The organism is Lentilitoribacter sp. Alg239-R112 (assembly GCF_900537175.1).
Classification (GTDB): domain Bacteria; phylum Pseudomonadota; class Alphaproteobacteria; order Rhizobiales; family Rhizobiaceae; genus Lentilitoribacter.
In genome coordinates this window covers 856250-879447 of sequence record NZ_LS999833.1, presented here as the reverse complement: position 1 = coordinate 879447, position 23198 = coordinate 856250, and the positions used below count along the sequence as shown (strand labels likewise).

At 44.6% G+C, this 23198-nt stretch carries 24 protein-coding genes; 12 read left to right on the top strand and 12 right to left on the bottom strand.

Annotation, left to right across the window (positions count from 1 at the left end):
- Window positions 1-10: 10 nt before the first annotated feature.
- The 9 genes from dxs to G3W54_RS04680 form a co-directional block, all read right to left on the bottom strand.
- Window positions 11-1933, bottom strand: coding sequence for a 1-deoxy-D-xylulose-5-phosphate synthase (gene dxs / locus G3W54_RS04720; protein ID WP_162651970.1), 1923 nt, complete (start codon window positions 1931-1933; stop codon window positions 11-13).
- A gap of 139 nt (window positions 1934-2072) precedes the next feature.
- Window positions 2073-2321, bottom strand: coding sequence for an exodeoxyribonuclease VII small subunit (locus tag G3W54_RS04715; RefSeq protein ID WP_162651969.1), 249 nt, complete (start codon window positions 2319-2321; stop codon window positions 2073-2075).
- Between the two features lies 1 nt (window position 2322).
- Window positions 2323-3249 (bottom strand): histone deacetylase family protein, encoded by a 927-nt coding sequence (locus tag G3W54_RS04710; protein WP_162651968.1) that lies wholly within the window; start codon window positions 3247-3249, stop codon window positions 2323-2325.
- Window positions 3250-3299: 50 nt separating this feature from the next.
- Complete coding sequence (gene ribB / locus G3W54_RS04705) at window positions 3300-4406, bottom strand: 3,4-dihydroxy-2-butanone-4-phosphate synthase (RefSeq protein ID WP_162651967.1); 1107 nt, start codon at window positions 4404-4406, stop codon at window positions 3300-3302.
- 25 nt (window positions 4407-4431) lie between these two features.
- Entirely contained in the window at window positions 4432-5541 is a 1110-nt protein-coding gene (aroC, locus tag G3W54_RS04700) for a chorismate synthase (protein WP_162651966.1), read from the bottom strand.
- A gap of 143 nt (window positions 5542-5684) precedes the next feature.
- The gene (locus G3W54_RS04695; RefSeq protein ID WP_162651965.1) at window positions 5685-6269 is read right to left on the bottom strand and encodes a histidine phosphatase family protein; all 585 of its coding nucleotides are present in this window, start codon (window positions 6267-6269) and stop codon (window positions 5685-5687) included.
- A gap of 80 nt (window positions 6270-6349) precedes the next feature.
- Window positions 6350-7162 carry an enoyl-ACP reductase FabI gene (gene fabI, locus G3W54_RS04690; protein ID WP_162651964.1) on the bottom strand — a complete coding sequence of 271 codons (813 nt, stop codon included), beginning with the start codon at window positions 7160-7162 and terminating at the stop codon, window positions 6350-6352.
- A 166-nt stretch (window positions 7163-7328) separates the two neighbouring features.
- On the bottom strand, window positions 7329-8438 hold the full coding sequence (locus tag G3W54_RS04685) for a DnaJ C-terminal domain-containing protein (RefSeq protein WP_162651963.1): 1110 nt from the start codon (window positions 8436-8438) through the stop codon (window positions 7329-7331).
- Window positions 8439-8551: 113 nt separating this feature from the next.
- Window positions 8552-8935 carry an RT0821/Lpp0805 family surface protein gene (locus G3W54_RS04680; RefSeq protein ID WP_162651962.1) on the bottom strand — a complete coding sequence of 128 codons (384 nt, stop codon included), beginning with the start codon at window positions 8933-8935 and terminating at the stop codon, window positions 8552-8554.
- A 151-nt stretch (window positions 8936-9086) separates the two neighbouring features.
- Between G3W54_RS04680 and pdxH the strand changes: the two genes are divergently transcribed.
- The gene (pdxH, locus tag G3W54_RS04675; protein ID WP_162651961.1) at window positions 9087-9707 is read left to right on the top strand and encodes a pyridoxamine 5'-phosphate oxidase; all 621 of its coding nucleotides are present in this window, start codon (window positions 9087-9089) and stop codon (window positions 9705-9707) included.
- Between the two features lie 3 nt (window positions 9708-9710).
- Here the strand turns inward: pdxH and G3W54_RS04670 are convergent, their stop codons facing one another.
- Window positions 9711-10772, bottom strand: coding sequence for a polysaccharide deacetylase family protein (locus tag G3W54_RS04670; protein ID WP_162651960.1), 1062 nt, complete (start codon window positions 10770-10772; stop codon window positions 9711-9713).
- Between the two features lie 130 nt (window positions 10773-10902).
- On the opposite strand from G3W54_RS04670, the gene G3W54_RS04665 reads away from it, so the two are divergent.
- Entirely contained in the window at window positions 10903-12123 is a 1221-nt protein-coding gene (locus tag G3W54_RS04665) for a hypothetical protein (RefSeq protein WP_162651959.1), read from the top strand.
- Window positions 12124-12125: 2 nt separating this feature from the next.
- Here the strand turns inward: G3W54_RS04665 and tldD are convergent, their stop codons facing one another.
- Both tldD and G3W54_RS04655 read right to left on the bottom strand, forming a co-directional pair.
- Entirely contained in the window at window positions 12126-13541 is a 1416-nt protein-coding gene (gene tldD, locus G3W54_RS04660) for a metalloprotease TldD (protein WP_162651958.1), read from the bottom strand.
- A 108-nt stretch (window positions 13542-13649) separates the two neighbouring features.
- A complete protein-coding gene (locus tag G3W54_RS04655) occupies window positions 13650-14216 on the bottom strand; it encodes an invasion associated locus B family protein (protein ID WP_244627835.1) in 567 nt (188 codons plus the stop codon).
- A 404-nt stretch (window positions 14217-14620) separates the two neighbouring features.
- Here G3W54_RS04655 and coxB point away from each other — a divergent pair, with 404 nt between their 5' ends.
- The 10 genes from coxB to G3W54_RS04610 all read left to right on the top strand — a co-directional run bounded on the left by coxB (window position 14621) and on the right by G3W54_RS04610 (window position 23198).
- The gene (coxB, locus tag G3W54_RS04650) at window positions 14621-15502 is read left to right on the top strand and encodes a cytochrome c oxidase subunit II (RefSeq protein ID WP_162651956.1); all 882 of its coding nucleotides are present in this window, start codon (window positions 14621-14623) and stop codon (window positions 15500-15502) included.
- Between the two features lie 20 nt (window positions 15503-15522).
- The gene (ctaD, locus tag G3W54_RS04645; protein ID WP_162651955.1) at window positions 15523-17184 is read left to right on the top strand and encodes a cytochrome c oxidase subunit I; all 1662 of its coding nucleotides are present in this window, start codon (window positions 15523-15525) and stop codon (window positions 17182-17184) included.
- 80 nt (window positions 17185-17264) lie between these two features.
- Window positions 17265-18209 carry a heme o synthase gene (locus G3W54_RS04640; RefSeq protein WP_162651954.1) on the top strand — a complete coding sequence of 315 codons (945 nt, stop codon included), beginning with the start codon at window positions 17265-17267 and terminating at the stop codon, window positions 18207-18209.
- A complete protein-coding gene (locus G3W54_RS19140; RefSeq protein ID WP_174244209.1) occupies window positions 18209-18367 on the top strand; it encodes a hypothetical protein in 159 nt (52 codons plus the stop codon). The genes G3W54_RS04640 and G3W54_RS19140 overlap by 1 nt, the downstream gene beginning before the upstream one ends.
- Window positions 18368-18376: 9 nt before the next feature.
- Entirely contained in the window at window positions 18377-18982 is a 606-nt protein-coding gene (locus G3W54_RS04635; RefSeq protein WP_162651953.1) for a cytochrome c oxidase assembly protein, read from the top strand.
- Between the two features lie 91 nt (window positions 18983-19073).
- Entirely contained in the window at window positions 19074-19943 is an 870-nt protein-coding gene (locus G3W54_RS04630) for a cytochrome c oxidase subunit 3 (protein ID WP_162651952.1), read from the top strand.
- A gap of 83 nt (window positions 19944-20026) precedes the next feature.
- A complete protein-coding gene (locus G3W54_RS04625) occupies window positions 20027-20410 on the top strand; it encodes a DUF983 domain-containing protein (RefSeq protein WP_162653556.1) in 384 nt (127 codons plus the stop codon).
- A gap of 4 nt (window positions 20411-20414) precedes the next feature.
- Window positions 20415-21164 (top strand): SURF1 family protein, encoded by a 750-nt coding sequence (locus tag G3W54_RS04620; RefSeq protein ID WP_162651951.1) that lies wholly within the window; start codon window positions 20415-20417, stop codon window positions 21162-21164.
- Between the two features lie 74 nt (window positions 21165-21238).
- Window positions 21239-22234 (top strand): 4-hydroxy-3-methylbut-2-enyl diphosphate reductase, encoded by a 996-nt coding sequence (gene ispH / locus G3W54_RS04615; RefSeq protein ID WP_162651950.1) that lies wholly within the window; start codon window positions 21239-21241, stop codon window positions 22232-22234.
- Between the two features lies 1 nt (window position 22235).
- Window positions 22236-23198: a homoserine kinase gene (locus G3W54_RS04610; RefSeq protein ID WP_162651949.1), complete on the top strand. Its 963-nt coding sequence runs from the start codon at window positions 22236-22238 to the stop codon at window positions 23196-23198.

Genomic DNA, 23198 nt, shown 5'->3' with positions numbered 1-23198 from the left:
TGAGGCGGCATTAAGCTCCAGAGAGCGGCAGAATTTTCCGCTCTGCACCCAATGCTTTAAAGGCGGTATCTATGATACCCGCACGATCAAGACCTGCTTTGAGATACATATCTTCAGGCTTAGCTTGGTCCATATAGATATCAGGCATAACAAGGGGACGGAATTTAAGACCGTGATCGAGCAAGCCTTCATGAGATAGGAAATGCGACACATGTGAGCCGAAGCCGCCAACAGCTCCTTCTTCGATTGTAATTAAAACTTCGTGTTCTTTTGCAAGCCTGCGAATAAGGTCATGGTCCAAAGGTTTTGCAAACCGTGCGTCGACTACAGTTGTTGATAGTCCGGCTGCATCTAAATCTTCAGCTGCCAATACGCAATCTGCCAAACGAGTGCCAAAAGATAGTAGCGCAACTTTTGTACCCTCTTTGACGACGCGGCCTTTACCGATTTGAAGAATTTGCCCACGATCAGGCATTTCCACACCAACGCCCTCGCCACGCGGAAAGCGGAATGAGATCGGACCTTCATCATATTCGGCAGCGGTACGCGTCATATGCATAAGCTCTGCTTCGTCACTCGCTGCCATGACAACCATGTTGGGAAGCGTTGCAAGATAAGTTGTATCAAAGCTACCTGCGTGAGTTGGGCCGTCTGCACCAACAAATCCAGCGCGGTCAATAGGAAAGCGTACTGGTAGGTTTTGGATCGCTACGTCATGCACGACTTGGTCATAAGCGCGTTGCAAGAAGGTTGAATAAAGTGCAACGAAAGGCCTTAAACCTTCGCTTGCCATGCCGGCCGCAAATGTCACAGCATGCTGTTCGGCGATGCCCACATCAAAACAACGTGACGGATATTCAGCAAGAAATTTGTCCAAGCCTGTACCAGATGGCATTGCTGCAGTAACGGCGACGATCTTTTCATCAATCCCACCTTCTTGCACGAGTGATTTTGCAAATACGCTGGTGTAGGATGGTGCATTTGGTATCGACTTGCTTTGTGTCCCAGTTATGACATCAAATTTGCTGACGCCATGATATTTATCGCTTGCAGCTTCAGCAGGTGCATAGCCTTTGCCTTTTTGTGTCATAACATGAATAATGACTGGCCCATTTGAATGATCCCGAACATTCCGCAAAACAGGAAGAAGATGTTCCAGGTTATGCCCGTCAATTGGACCTATATGATAAAAGCCAAGTTCTTCGAACATTGTACCACCGGTGACATAGCCACGCGCATGTTCAACAGCTCGTGTGATAGCACGATCAATCGTTTGTCCAAGATAGGCGGTCATTTTTTTGCCAATATCGCGCATGCCCAAATAAGCACGGCCTGATGCGAGGCGGGCGAGGTAGGCACTCATGGCACCTGTGGGTTGGGCAATCGACATATCATTATCATTGAGAATGACAATGAGACGAGCATCTAATGAACCCGCATTGTTCAATGCTTCATAGGCCATACCGGCGCTCATAGAACCGTCACCGATGACGGCAACTACATTGCGTGGATCGTCCTGAATTTCACTTGCGACTGCCATGCCGAGACCAGCAGAAATAGATGTTGATGAGTGGGCTGCACCAAACGGATCATATTCACTTTCAGCACGTTTGGTAAATCCCGATAAACCTTCTTCCTGACGAAGCGTGCGGATACGATCACGACGGCCTGTTAGAATTTTATGTGGATAGCATTGGTGACCGACATCAAAAATCAAACGATCATGCGGCGTGTTAAAGACTTTATGAATTGCCAACGTTAGCTCAACAACGCCGAGACCTGCCCCAAGGTGCCCACCCGTTTGGGAAACGGCGTCGATCATTTCAGCGCGAAGCTCTTCAGCCAGTTGCGGAAGATCAGCATCTTCAATGTGCTCAAGGTCATCGGGTTCGAGAACTTTATCCAGAAGTGGTGTTTTAGGCGGTTGTTTCACAAATATTCCTCACATCTAGATAAGGCCTAAAGGTTCAGCCTTGTTCTGTAAATAGGAATTCATAGATGAACGTTGCGTCAAATCAGCTTACGAACCCAGATTAACAACAAAAAGGGGAGTAAAAGAGGCCTTTTATTGATTATTCAGCATCCAAAGGCTCTGTACCCTGCGGTGCGCCAGATTTATCAAGTCGAATTTTTTCAATTCGTTTTTCCGCAGCATCAAGTAGCTTCTTGCTGTGCTTTTTTAAAGCTTCACCGCGTTCGTAAATTTCGATTGATTTCTCAAGCTCAACATTGCCGCTCTCAAGTTTGGTGACAATGTTCTCAAGTTCAGAGACGGCTTGTTCAAAACTCATCTGTTCGATGTCTGAATTATTTTCGCTCATATCAACCTCTCATCAAACGATAGATGTGTGCCCCTGCCGACTCGGCAAGACCGAGGAGATCATACCCCCCTTCAAGCACGCTGACGAGACGATTATTGGCAGTTTTTTCAGCTATATCCATGATTTTCGCTGTAGCCCAGTCAAAATCATCGGCAACAAGATTAATTTGCGCCAGCGGATCGCGGTGATGTGCATCAAATCCAGCAGAAATCAAGATAAGATCCGCACCTGCTTCTTCTAATGCTGGCAATATGCGCGTCTTAAACGCTTCACGGAAATGATCGCTCCCATCATTGGCTGACAGCGGAGCGTTGGTTATATTACCTTTACCTGTCTCGCCTTTTGCACCTGTTCCCGGAAAAAGCGGCATTTGGTGTGTCGAACAATATATGACGCTCGCATCATCATAGAAAATATCTTGAGTTCCATTCCCATGGTGAACATCAAAATCTACAATAGCAACGCGTTCGGCACCATGTTTTTGTTGTGCATGACGAGCGGCAATCGCGACTTGATTGAATAGGCAAAACCCCATGGCAGTATCACGCTCCGCGTGATGGCCCGGCGGACGCGTTGCAACAAATGCGTTATCCGTCTTCTGTTCAAAAACGTCATCAACCGCTTTCATCGCACCACCAATTGCGGTGAGGGCAGCTTCATAGCTAAACGGTGACATGGTAGTCTCGCCGTCTATTTTAATGATACCGGTTTCTGGAACTGCATTCTGAACTTTTTTTAAATGATGCTCTGGATGTGCTAGTAATACAGCGTCTGGAGACGCCGCCTTTGCCTCGCAAGTGACAAGAGTTTGAAAGTTTTCATGTTCAAAAAGCTGTTCAAGTGCACGCAATCGATCAGGGCGTTCGGGATGGCCGACGGGGACAATATGCTCAAGGCAAATTGGATTCTTGAAAAGTTCAGTTGTCATACAACTTTATCCATACGCGTTGAGCCATATAATTCCATATGCGACCAATATTAAGTTTCGACAATTTCAGTTTCAGAAATCTTAATACCAAATCCCTCTAAACCGACATAATGCCGTTCTTTTGATGCTAGCAGGCGAATAGACGTTGTGCCAAGATCTTTTAAGATTTGTGCGCCAAGGCCAATTTCAAGCCATTCTTCTTCGCGGCTTTGCGCTTCTGCGTGGGCTTCTTCACCGGAAACTTCCAGTCTCCGCGATGCTTCTTTACCAACACCAACTGAACCTTCACGAAGATAAACTACGATCCCGCGATCATGCTCAGAAATTTTCTTCATGATGTCTTGAAGAGGTGGCTTTCCTCCAAATACATCTTCTGCAACAGATTCAAGATGTAGTCTGACAGGTATATCCACACCATCGCGAATGTCGCCAAAGACAACAGCCAGATGTTGCATTGGGTCCCACGGCAAAGAATAAGAATGTGCTGTTGCCGGACCGTTCGCTGTTTCTATTGTAAAGCTTTCATTGCGAACAATAAGCGTTTCTTGTCTTTGGCGGTAGGCAATTAGATCCGCAACAGATACTTCTTTTAGTCCATTTTTTGCAGCAAAATCACTAACTTGTACGCCGCGCATAACAGAGCCGTCATCATTGACGAGTTCGCAAATAACTCCGACCGGTGGCAGATCTGCCAGTTTGCATAGATCAACAGCGGCTTCGGTGTGTCCGGAACGCATGAGAACGCCACCTTCTCGCGCGACAAGCGGAAAAATGTGACCCGGTCGGACGAAATCTACGGCACCAGAGTTCGGGTTTGCCAAATTTCTTACCGTTAATGTGCGATCCTCAGCAGAAATTCCTGTCGTTGTCCCATGTTTATAATCAACAGAAACAGTAAAAGCCGTCGAATGCGGTGCATCATTCTCAGCGACCATTGCATTCAGGTTGAGCCGTTTAGCTTCCGAGCGCGGCATAGGCGTGCAGACAATGCCCGATGTGTGGCGAACAATGAAACCCATATTTTCCGGTGTACAATGGACGGCAGCCATAATGAGGTCACCCTCATTCTCGCGGTCATTATCATCTGTAACAACAACCATCTCTCCACTTTCAATTGCACGGATAGCTTCGACGACTCGAGTTTGATCATATGACATTGAACGCTTATTCCTATCTTCTAATCTAAAGTTCTAGATTGCCGTTAAGTCGACCAGTTTGGCCTCGATCTCGTAAGTAATGATCTGCAATCGCACATGCAACCATGGCTTCTCCAATTGGCACAGCGCGGATGCCAACGCACGGATCATGTCGTCCTTTGGTGCGAACATCAACTTCATTACCGTCTTTATCGATGCTTTTTCGTGTCGATAAGATTGATGATGTTGGTTTGACTGCAAAGCGAGCAACAACAGGCATACCCGTTGAAATTCCGCCTAAAATTCCACCAGCATTATTAGACAAAAATTCAGGCTTGCCATTCTCTCCGATGCGCATTTCGTCGGCATTTTCTTCGCCAGTTATTCTTGCTGCTTCAAAACCATTTCCAATTTCAACGCCTTTCACCGCGTTGATGGACATTAGATTTGCCGCGATATCGGTATCAAGTTTTGCGTAAATCGGTGCGCCAAGTCCGACAGGTACATTTTCTGCGACAACTTCAATAATTGCGCCGACAGATGATCCTTTTTTACGAATATCATCTAGATATTCTTCCCATATGGGGACGATATCTTTATCAGGTGCAAAAAAAGGATTGTTGTCAACTTCAGACCAATCCCAATTATCGCGATTAATGGCTTTGTCGCCAATCTGGACAAGTGCTGCGCGAACACTAAGATTGGGAACGACGCGACGCGCAAGGCCACCAGCTGCTACGCGAGTTGCTGTTTCTCGGGCTGATGAACGTCCACCACCCCGATAATCACGTAAGCCATACTTCTCATCATAGGTGTAATCTGCATGGCCAGGGCGATACCGTTTTGAAATTTCAGAATAGTCTTTTGAGCGTTGATCAGTATTCTGAATTTCGAGCGAAATTGGTGTGCCAGTTGAGATAAATGAACCATCTTCCTGCGGTAGAACACCTGAGAGAACGCGTACTTCATCGGCTTCGCGTCGTTGGGTCACAAAACGAGATTGACCAGGTTTGCGTTTATCAAGCCAGTGTTGCAATTCTTCGGTAGTGAAGTGGATGCCAGGAGGACAGCCATCAACAACACAACCAATGGCAATGCCATGGCTTTCGCCCCAGGTTGTTACTCTAAATAGATGTCCAAATGTGTTGTGAGACATGAAGTTATACAATTCTGTTTGTAAAAGTTTGGTCTGTTAAATGAAACCTCGACCGAGTTAAAATAGATCTGAGTGATCTTTTAGGTTAATTTATCTGATTGTGGAATAGCTGCGCATGTAATTTCATTCATCCAGCATGAATTTTAAATCCATTCCGCATTTGTGCCTTTGATGCTCAAAAATTCATCCTGAGGTATTTGAGTAATCGCAGCATTGTGACCGAAAACTTCACCTTTGATTTGCAACATCACGCGTATCACACCCCCATGGCAAACACAAATTGTAGGTTTTTGAAATTCTTCAAACACAGGCGTAATCCGTTCAGCTAAGCTGGCATAACTTTCTGCACGTTCACCTGGGGGCGTAAATGTCCATTTATTCGCCTCCCGTTGAGCGTAAAGTTCAGGAAATTTTTGCTCCAGTTCATATGCAGTATGACCTTCCCAATCGCCGAAATTAATTTCGGTTAAGCGCTTATCTATTCGATAATCTGCTTTTGGCAACTCCAATTCGGATCGAATGATCTCCATTGTTTCACGCGCACGACCTAACGGGCTGCACACGAAATCAAACTTAGAACTATTTCCCCTTAGAATTTCATTCAGTTTCTTACCATTCCTTAGGGCTTGGCCTCTACCGATATCATTTAGTGGAATATCCATACTGCCTTGGAAACGGGCTTGCGCGTTGAAATCGGTTTGGCCGTGTCGAATTATATATAGTGACATTTAATAACTCTGATATATTGCAACTTTAAGTTTTTCAGACAGTAAAAAGGGGCCCGAAGGCCCCTTGAAAACTTGGTCATTTAGACTGTACTAATGTCGGGCGCATCAACTGCTTTCATACCAACGGTGTGATAACCGGAATCGACGTGATGAACTTCGCCTGTTACCGCAGATGATAGATCCGACAATAAATAAAGTGCCGAGCTTCCAACTTCTTCAATTGTTACGGTGCGCTTAAGTGGCGAGTTATATTCGTTCCATTTCAGGATATAACGGAAATCGCCAATGCCAGAAGCTGCTAGTGTTTTAATTGGGCCGGCAGAAAGAGCATTCACGCGGACATTGCTGCTACCTAAATCAACGGCTAAGTAACGAACACTCGCCTCAAGCGCAGCTTTTGCAACACCCATAACATTATAATGCGGCATAACACGCTCAGCGCCATAATAGGTCAGGGTCAGCATCGAGCCACCATCAGCCATCAGTTTCTCTGCACGCTGAGCTACGGCGGTGAATGAGTAGACGGAGATGTCCATCGTTTTCATAAAATTATCGTGGCTTGTGTTTACATAACGGCCAGTGAGTTCGTCTTTATCAGAGAAAGCAATGGCATGAACAAGAAAATCAATCTTGCCCCATTCTGCTTCTAATTTGGCAAAAACATCATCAATAGTGCTTTCGTCCGTCACATCGCAATGTCCCGCAACAATTGCGCCCAGTTCATCAGCTAGCGGTTCGACCCGTTTTTTAAGAGCTTCGCCCTGATATGTTAGCGCTAATTCCGCGCCAGCGTCTGCGCAAGCCTTTGCGATACCCCATGCAATTGACCTGTTATTGGCAACGCCCATAACCAAGCCGCGTTTGCCTTTCATAAGGCCATTTGTATCTGTCATTTAGTTATCCTCGTGCTTCAATGATGAAACCATGCAATATAAAAATGGCTATGACACAGCAAGGCCATGCATTCAAGCGTTGAAGCAGTTTCATTATGCCTTGCTAAGCGTTTAAGCTAAAAAAGTGACTATGGTTTTCCTGAAAGTACTTAGAATTTGATATTTTCTATACAAACCAGCTTTTACGGGTCGATTTAAGGATTGTTTTTAAGTCTTCGTTTTGTCGTTCAGGTAAAAGGATGCAAACATTTGCACATAGATCGCCCCTTTCTCCATTCAAATTCGGTAAACCTCGGTTTGGAATGCGGATTACATGATTTGAGCTTGTCCATTCGGGCAATTGAAATGTTGCCGGTCCTTCGGGTGTTTGTGCCACAACTTCACCACCGAGAACTGCATCAGCAAGATCAACAGCGAGGTGCGTATGTAGTTCACCATTTCGTATCCAAAATTTTTCGTTCGGACGATAGCGCACTTTCACAATTATATCACCAGGAATCTCTCCCTTTCGGCAATCCCCCATGCCAGCCAGGCGTACTTCGCCACCATCAGGCGTTCCAGCGGGAATATGAACTTTTACGCCATTTTTGCGCTCTGGTTGAACAGGAAGCGTAACACCTGTAAATATATCTGCCAGTTCGACATCGAGAATGAAGTTTCGGTCTGGAGCCTGTGTTGTTGATTTTTCTCTGTGCTGTTCAAATTTTGTAAATGCGCTATCAAGTGCTGAGATGGCTTCATGTTGGTAGTTTTTTTCACGTTCAGCTGCAATTTTTCTTGCTTTCGCTTCAAATGCAACACGTTCTTCTTCTGTACCAAATATTTGGCCAATCATGTCACCAAAAGAGGCATTTGCAAATGGATTTTCAGTTTCATTGCGACGTTGTTCTGTTGAAGGTTTCGTCGCAGATGTTGGCTTTGAAGCCGCTGATGTAGTGTTTGTATTTACATTAGCTTTCTGCTTTCCCTCAGTTTTTTCGTCGCCACTGGCCGCTGTTTTTGATTTTGCAAACGGATTAAAGCCTTGATTTACAAAAGTATGTTTCTTCTTACGTCGACCATTCGCGTCAATTTTTCCACCATCGAAAAGTTTTCGACGCGGACCATCTGTTAATAGTTGGTAGGCATTATTAATCTCGGAGAAAACTTCAGCAGCTTTCGGGTCAGACGGGTTTTGATCAGGGTGCCAAATCTTTGCCAACTTGCGATAGGCGGTTTTGATATCATCGTCTTTTGCAGACTTATTAATACCCAATACAGAATAGGGGCTACGCATTACTCATACCTTTAACTAACTACAGAGCTAAGTTAGCAAGTAGATATTAACCACAAGTATATGAGAGATGCTCAATAGTAATTATGCGAAATCAGGGAGACGTTACTTTATGCTTAAATGACGGGATAGAAACTGTGAAGCTTCCAGCCTCCATTAGATGTGCTGCAACTAACACCTTTGTAACTCGATACACCTTCAAAGCTTAGTCGAGTTGATTTGAAGTGTTTGCAGACGCCATTGCCGGATGCTTTTTCGGATAAATAGGAGATCTCTCCCTGGCTACCAGTTACATTATTAGACCAAAAGAGGGGTGAAATATTTGAGTTATCTACTGAAGCTAATGCATCAACATTAAATGGTTTTGCCTTTGATACTGCGTGCTGAATGCTCATCGCATCGGCTAAAATTTCATCTGAAAGATCAAGATCCTGCAAAGCAGCTATCGAATAATTACCAATTTGTTGTGTTGCCTGGACCGTAGGTCCAACCGAACTCATACAGCCTCCAAGCGCGAATACGCTCACTATGAAACACAATTTTGCGACAAGACGGCACATTGTACTTTTAGTGGAAATACTGGATTCTACGGCGAGACTCATTCAACAAACCTAAAAAACAAATGAACTTGTTAAGCAATTGGAAAGCATTATGACTGAGAAAATGTTAACAAATAATGACTTCACACAATCTGATGACCCGTTTGAGCTGTTCGCAACGTGGATGGCCGATGCAGATGCAAGCGAGCCGAATGACCCAAATGCGATGTCGGTCGCAACAGTAGATGAAGACGGCATGCCAAATGTGAGAATTTTGTTGCTCAAGGATTTCAGTGTTGATGGCTTTACATTTTACACCAATTTCGAAAGCACCAAAGGGTTAGAGCTGCTTGCCTCAAAAAAGGCATCCCTTTGTTTTCATTGGAAAAGCCTGCGTCGTCAAGTGCGTATTCGTGGTGGTGTTACGCAAGTATCGGAAGCCGAGGCAGATGAGTATTATAACTCTCGACCAAGAGGTAGCCGGGTAGGAGCTTGGGCATCAGCACAGTCGCGAGAGTTGTCCGAACGTAGTGAATTGGAAGGTCTTGTTAACCAGTTTACCGAGAAGTTTGGTGATGGTGATATCCCCCGTCCTTCACATTGGTCTGGCTTTAGACTAACACCGCTTTCGATTGAGTTTTGGCATGATCGTCCATATCGGCTGCATGACCGGATTGTGTTTGAAAGAGCAGCAAGTTCTGACGATTGGACGACAAAGCGCCTTTTTCCATAACGGTTATCCAGCCTTCATAAGCTTAAACGGAATGCCAGAAGCTAGTGCTTTAACATATCGGCTTCGCTGATAATATCCGTTGAGTGAAATACGTTTGAGTGCGAATAGGTTTTGACAGGCGGTTTGATCAAGCACATTTGGCTCAGTGGTAACAGATAAATCAAAACCCGAGTTGCGCGCCTTCTCAAATTCTCTTTTGCCTGCATTTTCTAGTTTTCCATAAGGGAAAGCGAAATGGGGAGCAGGCATGCCCGTTATTGTTTCAATGTGGTCTTTTGAAAACGCCATCTCAAAACCAAGTTTCTGATCATTTACCAGTGCCAAATTGGCGTGACTGATAGTGTGCGCGCCAATGTCTGCCAATGGTTCTCTAGATAGGTTTCGCAATTCTTCATCTGTTAAAATGAGATCATTGGTAATATTTTGAGCATTAATTCCGTGCTCAGAAGCGAGTTGATCCAATCTTTCGACAGCAGCGCTATGCTCTAGCATTGTCATATCTTGAGATATTTGCTCGAATGCGGCATATTTTTGCGCAGCCGATTTTACTTCAAAACGACGTTCGCCCTTGCCAATATCGTAGTTGAGTTCATCAACTTTCATCAATAATTCAGCGGTTGTTTCCCACCACATGGTATGGGAACGCTCAACGAAACCACTACAGGCAAATACCGTGAAAGGTACATTGTGCTTTTTAAACACCGGCAACGCATATTCGAGATTATTTTTATACCCATCATCAAGAGTAAAAAACATCGCAGGTTGGCGAGGGTTTGGGTCTTTTAAATAGGCCTTTAAATCGTTTAGTGAGTAAGCGCGGTAATTCTTTGCTTTCAATGCCAGAATTGTTTTTTCCAAAAAATCCGGGGTCACGCTCAAATGCGCACTTGGGTTAAACAATGGGTCAGGTGTGGGTTCAACCCGGTGCATCGTGAAAATAGCGCCAATGCCCGATAATTCAGACATCATACCTAAGCTATTGATCCCGGAAATTGTTTCCAAACCAGCTTGAATCATTGCCTTTTTCATTGATCTGCGAAGAGCTATCGCAAGGGGTTTGTTCATTTCATATGGCCTTGAGCTAAGATACTCGCGATAATAAATGAATTCTATTAAGTTAGATTGAATTTGAAACGCATTTACGCTTTATATTGCAGAACCTCTCTTTGTAGTTAAAATCGAGTAAATCATTTTCATGCCAGATGTACCTGTAAAATCAAGATTAGTCTTTAACTTTCAAGGGTTTGAAGCGAGTGCGGGTGAGAAGATGCTTGGTCGTGTGGTGTATTGCGCAAAAAAAACAAGTGAAATTTGGGGTATTTCGACGGAACAAAAAAAGCAAAACCAGCATTTAGATGACCATTTCGTTGAATGCGATTTAGAAATCACGGGAGAAAATTGGCAGGTTAATACCCGTATTATCCAGTTTTCATTTGGTGATATTGTTGCGCCGTATTTGGATGGTTTCATAGTTGGGAATATGTTGAAAAATGTTCCAAAATATCTGGCGTTTTTCTCTGATGGAACGGTTTTTAGATACTTCAAACAAAGTAAACTTTATGGTGGTTTTGCACTCTTCCCAATCATAATGATGATACTCTTTGCCGGTCTGTCGTATGGTGCTACCTCCTCGCTTGTGGGCATACTTAATTTTGATGACCAGATACGAACCGTTTCCGTTACCATCCTTTCCATCATTCTGTTTTTTGTATTTTGCAAATGGCCTGGCGATAGGTTGCTTTTCCCACTAACAATAGGACATTGGGGATATGCAAGAGATATGGCTGTCGGTGCCAATGAGGATATCGAAAAACGCTACGAGATTTTCGCGCAGGTGGTGTCCCGTGAACTGACAATAAGCCAGCATGATGAAGTGGTTTTTGCTGGGCACAGTTTCGGTGCGGTTTGGGTGCCCATAGTTTTGGCAAAAGTTCTAGATCAAAATCCATCTTTATTGGAAGGGCGACGCGTTACTTTCTTGAGCATGGGTGGAAGTCTGCTGAGTACTGCATTGGTTCCCAAGGCGTCGTTTTTTAGAGAAAAGATAAGCAAGCTTCTTAAATTAAAGGAGCTGTTTTGGCATGATTATCAATGCAAAGATGATCCTGTTTGCTTCTATAAATCTGATATGTTCAAAGCTTTAGGATTAGGTGCTCCTGAGGGAGGATATCAAATTTCTCGTGTAAATTTCAAACATTCGATGGATATAAAACGCTACCGTAAAACGAAGAAATCAATTTATGATATTCATCGTCAGTATGGGCTTTATCAAGACAAATGCATTTCATTTGATTATTTCCTGCGCTTGCTTGGCCCGGTTTACTCTGACGAACTTGCAAAACAGCCCAGCAAAGCAAAGCTTGTAAGTACAAAGAAAGACGTGATCGTGCAGGATGGAATTATCCAGCACCACTAACACTAAGTCTGTGTACCACCAATTGTCATCTGATCCATACGAAGATGAGGCTGCCCAACGCCAACTGGAACGCCTTGGCCTTGTTTGCCACACATACCAATGCCAGTATCAAGTTCCATATCATTGCCAACCATTGATACGCGATGCATCGCTTCGGGGCCATTGCCAATCATCATAGCACCCTTGACAGGTGCACCAATTTTCCCGTTTTCAATCATATAAGCTTCTGTGCAACCAAAAACGAATTTACCTGATGTAATATCAACCTGACCGCCGCCAAATGAGACGGCATAGATGCCATTTTTAACGGATTCAATAATCTCCGCAGGCTCTTTATCTCCACCCAGCATGTAGGTGTTTGTCATGCGCGGCATAGGTTGATGTGCGTAACCTTGGCGGCGACCATTTCCAGTAGGTTTTACGCCCATAAGACGCGCATTCTGCCGATCTTGCATATAGCCAACGAGTTTTCCATCATCGATAAGAACATTATAGCCAGTGGGTGTGCCTTCATCGTCAACAGAAAGAGAACCTCGACGGTTATCAATCGTGCCGTCATCCACGACGGTGACACCTTTTGCTGCAACTTGCTCACCCAAAAGACCAGCAAACGCCGATGTCTTTTTACGATTAAAATCGCCTTCCAGCCCGTGGCCCACTGCCTCATGTAACATCACGCCAGGCCAACCAGCGCCAAGAACAACATCCATTGTGCCAGCGGGCGCGGCAATTGCTTCAAGATTGACCAATCCTTGGCGTAGCGCTTCGTCGGCACCATGTTTCCAGCTATCAATTGCAATGAACTCGCCGAAGTCCTGACGCCCGCCAATGCCAAATGAACCTGTTTCCTGACGATCACCTTTACCAACAACGACCGAGATATTCATTCGCGTGAGAGGGCGAATATCGCGCACAATATGGCCATCAGCGCGCAGGATATTCACAACCTGCCAACTTGCACTTAGCGAAGCGGTAACTTGTCGAACGCTTTCATCCTTATCGCGCAGATAGGCATCAATATCCTGCAGAAGAGTGACTTTTGCTTCAAAGTTTGGTGAGCTAAGGGGATTGTTTTCTGAATAGAGTTTACGGTTGGTGCCAACTGGCGGTTCGGAATATGTACCTTTGTAACCACGTGTAACCGCGCTGACGGAATCAACAGCCCTCATGAGCGCCTGTTCTGTCATCTCGCCAGAATGCGCATAGCCAGTTGCTTCGCCTGCGACAGAGCGTAGTCCAAAACCTTGATCACTATGAAAGCTGCCGCCTTTGAGACGACCATTGTCAAACGTAAGAGACTCAGCTTCCGAATATTCAACATAAAGCTCGCCATCATCTGCGTTCGAAAGGCTGTTTGCCACAATCGACTGAATCCTTGCTTCGTCGATGTCAAAATTTTCAAACAAATTGTCAGCCATTACGAACTCCGTATTATCGTTTGTGCGTACATCAATGAACTAATATGGAGCTGAACCTTTGAAAGTACAAATATATTCAGCTCATGATAGCTTCAAATAGGTGTGAACTTATTCGAGTGCTTCAAAGCCTTTTGAAAAACCGGTTAGGTCAACTGGTAGGCCTATGCCTTCTTCTTCGCTTTGGAAAATGAAAAAGATAGCAGTATCTCCGCTTTTCAATGCGTTAAGCATATCATCATCCATAATAACTTGAACAAAGCATCCGTCCGTAAAGCAACGTGTGAAATAAGCGCGACCAAGATCTTTACCGTCAATGATAAGACCTAAACCATTGGGCAGAAGAACACCGAGCGGAGCCAAGATGCGAAGAATACGTGCCTTTTTATCCGCTGTTTTAATTACAATGACTGAAAGGCCAACGTCAGCTCTGTCATCGGCGACTACATTCTGCATTAGAACACATTGATCACCGGGTGCCCCCGCAGGTTGGTCACAAACTAGATGCCACTCGCCAAATTTTTCCTTGATATAGCCAGGAGGTTGACTGCTTGTGCCATTAGGGTTCGGAATAACTTGCCGCTCAGGGTTGGCTTCAGAAGTTTGAGCCATACTATGAAGAGGAAATATCAAAGACAAAAACATTGAAAGGCAAACAGCAATTTTGGAAAGGCGCATCGAGTTTCTCATCATCAAAATTAATTAAGCCCCCATTCAGGCGAATCAGTACTCTACTGTTGATTTATATGTGCATAAAAGAAAATGCATATTAAATCACTATATTAGTTCTTTTCCAGCTTGATAAGGGTTTTGAAATTCGTCCAAATTGAGGAATTCCACGTTTTTTTTAATAATTGGAATTCTTTTTTGTAAAGTTGACGCAAGCCTTTGCTGAAATGATGGTATAAATATGCTCACAATTGTGGATTTATAAGGGTTTTTGGGCCCCCGCGCAAAAATGCCGCATGAATTCAGCAATACGTATATTGCGATAGAGGCCATTGTGTGGTTTTAACAGCAACAATTATTTTGGGATTCTGCGTGGTTTTCTGACGCGCAGATGTATGTGAGGGAGACCTAACGTGAAAAAATTGGCTTATGCAGCTATGGCTATTTCAAGCTTGCTGCTTTCAGTGACCGCGGTGTTTGCGGCGCAACCAGTCGATTGGCAAACGCGATTGCAGCCTGCTGCAACCGATATGATGAGTCAAATTATTGGATTTGAAGTTTACACTTTGTGGTTCATCATTCCAATTACATTGTTTGTGGCGGTTTTACTGGCTTATGTAGCTTGGAAATTCAGCGCAAAACGTAATCCTGAGCCCTCCACTACATCGCACAATACTGCGATTGAAGTTGTTTGGACTTTAGGCCCTGTTTTGATCCTCCTTGCAATTGCGGTTCCGTCATTCAATATTTTGACACAGCAACTTGTACCTGAAGAAGAACCTAAGATTACAATCAAGGCAACTGGATACCAGTGGTACTGGGGCTATGAGTATCAGACAGAAAACGAAGTTTCCTTCGATGCGCTGATGTTGCAAGAGGGTGACCGTGTGGAAGCTGGTAAAGAAGATAAAGCAGCGTATCCTCGTTTGTTGGCTGTCGATAATGAAGTTGTCGTTCCTGTGAATACTCAAGTTCGGTTGATCGTAACAGCCGCTGACGTAATCCACGCATTTGCGATGCCTTCATTTGGCGTTAAGATTGATGCCATCCCAGGTCGATTAAACGAAACTTGGTTCAACGCTCAAAAAGAAGGCTTGTACTATGGTCAGTGTTCGGAGCTTTGCGGCAAGGATCATGCATATATGCCGATCGCAATCCGTGTTGTCTCACAAGAACAGTATGACACTTGGTTAGCTGCAGCTGCAGACGACATTGAAGATGCTAATAAAGCCCTTATGGCTTCCGTAGAGACTGGCAAGTCAAAAGTTCAACTTGCTGCTTCTCAGTCTGAATAAAGAAGGCGATAGAGGAAATTATGACAGATACTACTGCTTCTCATGATGATCACAATCACGGCGTGCCTCAGGGCTTTGTCCGCCGTTGGTTGTATTCAACAAATCACAAAGATATTGGTACGCTTTATCTGATTTTTGCGATTATTGCCGGAATTATCGGTTTTGCGCTTTCAGTTGCGATGCGTATGGAATTGCAAGAGCCGGGAATTCAATACTTCCACGGCTTTGCACAAATGCTATATAGTGACGTAACCGAGGCAAATTCTATAGATGCTGGTAAACATATGTATAATGTGTTTACAACGGCGCATGCTTTGATCATGATTTTCTTTATGGTTATGCCTGCGCTTATCGGTGGCTTTGCCAATTGGATGGTTCCAATTATGATTGGTGCGCCGGATATGGCATTTCCGCGCATGAACAACATCTCATTTTGGTTGTTGCCGCCTGCGATTATTCTGCTTCTTCTTTCAATGTTTGTCGAAGGTCCGGCAGGCTCATATGGTACTGGTGGTGGTTGGACAATTTATCCGCCATTATCAACAACTGGCCAACCCGGTCCTGCTATGGATTTTGCAATCCTTGCGCTTCATGTCGCAGGTGCATCATCCATCCTTGGTGCGATTAACTTCATCACAACCATCTTGAATATGCGTGCCCCTGGTATGACATTGCACAAGATGCCATTGTTTGCTTGGTCAGTGCTAGTTACAGCTTTCTTGTTGTTGCTTTCATTGCCAGTTCTTGCAGGTGGCATCACAATGCTCCTAACCGATCGGAATTTTGGGACGGCCTTTTTCAGCCCTGATGGCGGTGGCGATCCAATTTTGTTCCAACACTTGTTCTGGTTCTTTGGTCATCCCGAAGTTTATATTTTGATCTTGCCTGGTTTTGGTATCGTTTCGCACATCATTTCAACATTTTCTCGTAAGCCAATCTTTGGCTATATGGGTATGGCTTATGCAATGGTTGGTATCGGTGTCGTTGGCTTTGTCGTGTGGGCCCACCATATGTACACAGTTGGCCTGTCACTCAATGCACAGCGCTACTTTGTATTTGCAACAATGGTGATTGCTGTTCCAACAGGGATTAAAATCTTCTCATGGATTGCAACAATGTGGGGTGGTTCAATTACTTTCCGCACACCAATGCTTTGGGCAATTGGTTTCATTTTCCTATTCACTGTTGGTGGTGTGACGGGTGTTCAGTTGGCTAATGCTGGTCTGGATCGTGCTTATCATGATACATATTATGTGGTTGCTCACTTCCACTACGTGCTATCACTTGGTGCTGTGTTTGCGATCTTTGCTGGTTGGTATTACTGGTTCCCTAAAATTACGGGCTATATGTACAATTCATTCCTTGCTAAATCGCACTTCTGGGTGACGTTTATCGGAGTGAACATCGTATTCTTCCCGCAGCACTTCTTGGGTCTTGCTGGCATGCCGCGCCGTTACATCGACTACCCTGATGCATTTGCTGGCTGGAATGCAATCTCATCATACGGCTCATACATTTCGGCTGTCGGTGTTGTGATCTTCCTCGTGTGTGTATGGGAAGCGTTCGCGAAAAAACGTGCTGCTGGAAACAATCCTTGGGGTGAAGGTGCTGATACTCTTGAGTGGGAATTGTCTTCTCCTCCGCCGTATCACCAGTGGGAACAGCTTCCGAAGATTAAATAATCTTCCAAAAACGAGAATTTGAAACCGCCTTTTGGCGGTTTCAATATAAATAACAAACTGATTTTTGGATCATTCGTCAAATGGCAAGTAGTCAAAATATAGAACTAACCGCAGAGCTGCCCGACACTCATTTGTCCGAGGCTTTAGCTGGTGACTATTTTGAGTTGTTAAAGCCACGTGTCATGTCGCTTGTCGTATTTACTGCCGCAGTAGGTTTGATTATTGCCCCAGGGAATATTCACCCGGTTATTGGTATCATTGCGATTCTTTGTATTGCCATTGGTGCTGGTGCCAGTGGTGCGCTCAACATGTGGTATGATGCTGATATTGACGTCATCATGACACGTACTCAGAAGCGCCCGATTCCATCAGGACGAATTACTGGTCAAGAAGCACTTGGTTTTGGTGTCGTTTTATCAGTCTTCGCGACAATTATCCTCGGCCTTGCCACAAATTGGTTAGCTGCCGGTATTCTAGCGTTCACTATCTTCTTTTATGCTGTGGTTTATACCATGTGGCTTAAGCGCTCGACACCGCAGAATATTGTGATTGGTGGCGCAGCTGGTGCATTTCCGCCAATGATTGGTTGGGCCGCTGTGACCGGCACTGTCACGCTTGAGAGTGTTGTTCTCTTTTCTATTATTTTTCTGTGGACACCGCCTCACTTTTGGGCTTTGGCACTATTCAAGCAAACGGATTATGAAGCCGTTGGTGTTCCAATGATGCCGAATGTTGTTGGCGCGCATAAAACTAAAATACAGATGCTAGCATATGCCATCTTAACCGCAATTTGTGGTGTTTTACCAACCCTTATGGGCTTTGCGGGGCTTGCATATGGCACTGTTGCACTTGCTCTTGGTCTGGGTTTTGTTTTTTACTCCTGGAAAACTTATAGGATGGACGAAGCGGATTCCAAGATGACAGCCGCTAAGAAGTTGTTTGGCTTCTCTATTATTTATCTATTTGCTATTTTCTCAATGTTTATCATTGATCGCGGCATCGAACTTGCTATCGGAGTTCTTTAATGTCTGAGATTGAAAAAGTAACTCTGACCGAGAAACAGGCAAAAGCTAGGAAAGCCCGCTCTGTAGCTCTGGGAATTGTGCTGATTGTTTTTGTCGTCATAGTTTACATTCTAACCGTTGTTAAAATTGGTCCTGATGTTGCATCAGGAAAGTTTTAGGAAGCTGTCATGACTGATAACCAAGCAGAAAACAAAGCAGTTAAAAACAGCAATGGTAAAGTCGCCATCGCCTGTGTAGCTTTTGTTGGTGCTATGGTCGGTGTGAGCTATGCTGCTGTACCGCTTTATGAAATTTTTTGTCAGGTTACGGGGTATGGTGGTACTACATCTCGTGTTGAGCAGGCATCTGACGTTATTCTTGACCAGAAAATTAAAATTCGTTTTGACGCAAATGTTTCAGGAGATCTACCCTGGGATTTCAAACCCAAGGTTCGCGAAATTGAGATTGCAATTGGCGAAACAGCTCAAATTGAGTATTTGGCAAAGAATATTGCTGGCATGACAACGAATGGACAAGCTACATTTAATGTGACGCCTCAATCTGCTGGTGCCTATTTTAATAAGGTGGAGTGTTTCTGCTTTACTGAAACAGACTTAGAGCCAGGTGAAAGCTTGGATATGCCGGTGATATTTTTCGTTGATCCAGAAATTGTTGATTACGAAGAAACTAAGGACATCAAAACCATTACACTTTCTTACACTTTTTTCTCCCATGAGAGTGAAAAACCTGTTGCAGCTTTGTCTGAAACGGTGGATGCGGAGAAGAAATTATGAGATATGAACAATTAACATATTCGTTTTATACGAATTTTGCGATTATGACCTGCGCTTGTGGCGTAGATAAGACCATTGAGGGGTAATTCTTATGGCGGGAACTAAAAATCACGATTATCACATCATCGACCCGAGCCCTTGGCCGTTTTTGGGTTCAGCTAGCGCTTTAATCATGGCTATTGGTGGTATCGGCTATATGCGATATCTATCAGATGATACAACTGCCTTGTTCGGCTTGGAGTTCTTAGCTACTCCTTGGCTCTTTTTCATCGGCCTTACCGGTGTGCTGGCGACAATGGTGTTCTGGTGGGCTGATACGATCAAAGAAGCGCATGAGGGGCATCACACACGAGTTGTGTCCATTCACCTTCGCTACGGCATGATCATGTTCATAGCATCAGAAGTGATGTTCTTTGTCGCCTGGTTCTGGGCGTTCTTTGATGCAAGTCTTTATCCGGCTGAAGCTGTACAGGAAGCACGTGTTGCTTATACGGGGGGGCAGTGGCCTCCTGCGGGTATCGAGGTTCTCGACCCACTTCATTTGCCGCTTTATAACACTGTGATCCTGCTCTGGTCTGGTACAGCCGTGACTTGGGCTCACCACGCATTGCTACATGGCGATCGTAAAGGCCTTATATATGGTCTTTTGGCTACAGTTGTTCTTGGTCTTTTATTCTCAGGCGTACAAGCTTATGAGTATGCTGCTGCACCATTTGCATTTAAAGATTCAATCTACGGATCAACATTCTTCATGGCGACAGGCTTTCATGGTTTTCATGTGCTTGTAGGAACAATCTTCCTGCTTATCTGCCTGATCCGTGCGCTTAAAGGCCACTTTAAAGAAGACCAGCATTTTGGCTTTGAAGCTGCTGCTTGGTATTGGCATTTTGTTGATGTTGTCTGGCTATTCCTGTTCTTTGCGGTATATGTTTGGGCCTCTTGGGGTGCTGCTATCCACTAGTTGGAAAATGTATTATGATAGTTTTGGAGGGCGGCTTTTTGGTCGCCCTTTATTATTTGGAAAGTAATTTAAGCGGAAATGCGATGGGCCATGATCATGCAAGATATGCACCTGTTGATCCTGTTTCAACCGGGTTCAAAGGGAGGTGCCCGCGTTGCGCCCAAGGGCAGTTGTTTGACGGCTTTCTTGCGCTGAAGAAAGAATGCCTAAATTGTAAGCTCGATTATGCATTTGCTGACTCAGGTGATGGACCTGCTGTTTTCGTTATGACTGGTTTAGGGTTTGTTGTCGTTGGGTTGGCCTTATGGCTTGAAGTAAATTATTCGCCGCCCTTATGGCTTCACCTTGCCATATGGTTCCCACTCACCATCGGACTAGGTCTATATCTATTAAGAGCAATAAAGGGCATAATGATTTGTTTGCAATATAGAAACAAAGCCGCTCAGGGTGAAATTGATCGGGGATAACTATATGGAACAACAGAAAATTCAAAAATTCTCTATCGCTAACTTACTCATTTTGACCTTAACGATAATAGTGTTTGCGACCCTTATCGTGCTGGGGACATGGCAGGTTAATCGGCTGGAATGGAAAGAAAATCTTCTTAGCCAGATAGACGAGAGGCTTAAGTCGCAACCAGTAACGATTGATCAGATTATCGAGAATGTAAAAGATGAAAAGGCTTTTGAATATCAACCCGTCACGGTTGAGGGTGTTTTTGATCATTCCAAAGAACAGCATTTTTTTGCCACGCATCAAGGCCGCACGGGGTATTATGTTTATACGCCATTGAGCTTTGAAGGTGGCACCGTGTTCATCAATCGTGGTTTTGTTGAATTTGACCTTAAGAATCCGGAATTACGTCCGCAAGGACAAATTACAGGTCGTGTGTCGGTCACAGGTCTTGCTCGAAAAATGTTAAATGAAAAACCATCCAGTTTGGTTCCTGATAATGATCCGGTTAAAAACATATTTTATTGGAAAGATCTCATTTTGATGGCGAAGATGAGTGAGTTAACGATCGCAGATGATCAGGTGCAACCGTTTTTCATCGATGCCGTTAAGTCAGATATTCCTGGCGGCTATCCAATTGGTGGTGTGACACTTATTGATCTTCCCAATAACCATCTATCATATGCTTTCACCTGGTATGGACTTGCTGCAACATTATTGGTTATCGCTGGTGTATTTTTGTTTCGGCGCAAGACATTGAAAGCTTAAAGATCATCGTTGCTTCCTCTTGACATCGTGAGGCAGGCCACCCACTAAGGTTATGAAAATAGGATGTAACTTTGATGCAAAAATCTGAATTGACAATTCGATTATGTGGCCCGCGCGGATTTTGTGCAGGTGTGGATAGAGCTATTCAAATTGTAGTGCTTGCGCTCAAAAAATATGGAGCGCCCGTTTATGTGCGCCACGAAATTGTGCATAACCGTTTTGTTGTCGAAGGGCTCGAGCAACTTGGCGCAATCTTCGTTGAAGAACTTGATGAGATACCGACAGAACACCACGATCAACCGGTGGTTTTCTCGGCTCATGGCGTACCGAAATCCGTGCCAGAAGATGCTGTTGAGAGAAATTTATTTTATCTAGATGCGACCTGCCCGCTGGTGTCAAAAGTCCATAAACAAGCCATGCGCCATGTACGTTTGGGGCGTCATGTTATCTTGGTTGGACACAAAGGTCACCCTGAAGTCATTGGAACAATGGGGCAGTTGGAAGCAGGTGAAGTTACACTTATCGAAACGGTGGAGGACGTGGACGCGTTCTCGCCAAGCGATCCAAATGCTTTAGGGTTTGTAACGCAGACCACACTATCGGTCGATGATACACAAGATGTGATCAAACGGATGAAGGAGCGCTTTCCGAATATTCATGCACCTGCTGCTGAATCGATTTGCTACGCGACAACCAATCGCCAAGAAGCTGTAAAACAGGCCGCGGAAGGTTGTGATTTCTTCATTATAGTTGGCGCGCCGAATTCGTCGAACTCCAAGCGTCTTGTCGAAGTTGCTAAGCGAGCAGGGGCAAAGAATTCGCTTTTGGTTCAACGAGCATCAGAAATCAATTGGGATCAATTTGAAGATGTACGCACGCTCGGCATGTCGGCCGGGGCCTCAGCACCCGAGGTTATTGTTGATGAGATTATCGAAGCATTCCGCGAACGGTTTGATGTTAAAATTGAGCTTGCCGAAATTGTCAAAGAGACCGAGAACTTTCTTGTTAACCGCGAGATTAGAGATGTCGAACTTACGGTTCAAGACATGGCTTTTGTGAACGGGCAGTAGAATGGCAGTTTATACAGATATTAATGAAGTTGAGTTGGCGGATTGCCTCAAAAAATATGATATCGGAACGTTACTCTCCTACAAAGGGATTGCCGAAGGCGTTGAAAATTCTAACTATCTGTTACGTACAACAGAAGGCACCTTTATTCTCACCCTCTATGAAAAGCGGGTCAATAAGGATGATTTACCGTTTTTCTTGGGATTGATGGAACATTTAGCGGCGCGCGATGTGAGCTGCCCACTGCCTGTTCATAGAAAAGATGGGGAGATCTTATCAGAGTTAGCTGGTCGCCCAGCCGCAATTATTACCTTTTTAGAAGGCATGTGGCTCAGAAAACCCCAAGCCAAGCATTGCCGTGAACTAGGTGCAGCCATTGCAAGTTTCCATCTCAAAGGGCAGGACTTCCCGATAAAGCGAAAAAACGGGCTTGAGCTTTCAGATTGGCGACCTCTTTGGAATCAGGCACGAGATAAAGCCGATACGGTTCAAAAGGGCTTGGTTGCAGAAATAGACGGACAGCTTGATGAGTTGGAAAATAATTGGCCAAGGGGGCTACCAAGTGGAGTTATCCATGCAGATCTCTTTCCCGATAATGTCTTTTTTATCGGCGATGACCTGTCTGGCCTGATAGACTTTTATTTTGCTTGTAACGATACATTTTCCTATGACATTTCCATCTGCATAAATGCATGGTGTTTTGAGGTTGATGGTTCTTTCAATATGACCAAAGCTATGGCTTTTTTCAAAGGGTATGAAAGCATACGCAAGTTGGAGCCAGCAGAGCGTGATGCGATGCCGTTGCTCGCTCGCGGGTCTGCCATGAGGTTCTTCCTCACCCGCCTTTACGATTGGATCAATGTTCCCGATGGTGCCTTTGTTGTAAAAAAAGATCCGCTTGAATATCTGCGTCGGCTGCGTTTTCACCAAAGTATCAAGAGCCCATCTGAGTACGGGTTGAATTAA